Source organism: Streptomyces sp. ID05-39B, from assembly GCF_033794725.1.
GTDB classification, from domain to species: domain Bacteria; phylum Actinomycetota; class Actinomycetes; order Streptomycetales; family Streptomycetaceae; genus Streptomyces; species Streptomyces bobili.
The window spans coordinates 1-1,042 of the sequence record NZ_JARGEF010000521.1; the positions used below are offsets into that span (position 1 = coordinate 1).

Below are 1,042 nucleotides of genomic sequence, written 5' to 3' on the forward strand. Positions count from 1 at the left end.
GACGAGGAGGAGGGCGAGGAGGAGCGGGTTGGTGGTGCGGGTGGCGGCCGTCCCCCAACTCCACCCCGGCGCCTGGTGGCTGTGGGCGCTGGGCCTCGGCACGGCCGCCACCCGCACCACCAACCCGCTCCTCCTCGCCCTCCTCCTCGTCACCTCCGCCTACGTCGTCCTCACCTGCCGCCCCGACACCCCCTGGTCCCGCTCCTACTCCGCCTTCCTGCACCTCGCCCTCGCCGTGCTCGTCATCCGCCTCGTCTTCGTCGTGGTCCTCGGCTCCCCCGTCCCCGGCTCGCACGTGATCGTGACGCTCCCCGAGGTCCCGCTCCCCGACTGGGCGCAGGGCATCCGGCTGGGCGGCAGGGTGACCGCCGAGGGTGTCGTCTTCGCGCTGTACGACGGCCTGCGCCTGGCGACCCTCCTGGTCTGCGTCGGCGCCGCGAACGCCCTCGCGAGCCCCTCGCGGCTCCTGAAGTCCCTGCCCGGCGCCCTGTACGAGGCGGGGGTCGCCGTCGTCGTGGCGCTGACCTTCGCGCCTCATCTCATCGCCGACGTGCAGCGCCTGCGCGCCGCCCGCCGGCTGCGTGGCCGCCCGGACCGGGGTCTGCGCGGCCTGTTGCAGGTGGCGCTCCCGGTCCTGGAGGGCGCCCTGGAACGCTCGGTCGCCCTCGCCGCCGCGATGGACGCCCGCGGCTACGGCCGTACCGCCGACGTCCCCGCCCGTGTCCGCCGTACGACGGCCGTCCTCACCCTGGGCGGCCTGCTCGGCGTCTGCGCGGGGACGTACGGCCTGCTCACCGCGGCGGGAGGCACGTACGGGCTGCCGGTGCTGGTGGCCGGAGTGGCCGCCGCGCTGGCCGGGCTGCGGCTGGGCGGGCGGCGCTCGCCGCGCACCCGCTACCGCCCGGACCGCTGGACCCCGCGCGCCTGCCTGGTCGCCGGGTCGGGTGTCGCGGTCGCCGCGCTGATGACGCTCGCCGGTTCCGCCGACCCGGAGGCCCTGCATCCCGGCGTGATCCCCCTGACCGCCCCCGCACTCCCCCTC

Annotated in this window: 1 protein-coding gene; it reads left to right on the plus strand. The window is 77.0% G+C overall.

Translation table 11 applies throughout. The annotated features are described in order from the left end of the window. Positions 1-31: 31 nt before the first annotated feature. A partial coding sequence (locus P1P75_RS41655; protein WP_319265277.1) for an energy-coupling factor transporter transmembrane component T occupies positions 32-1,042 on the plus strand: 1,011 nt, incomplete at its 3' end.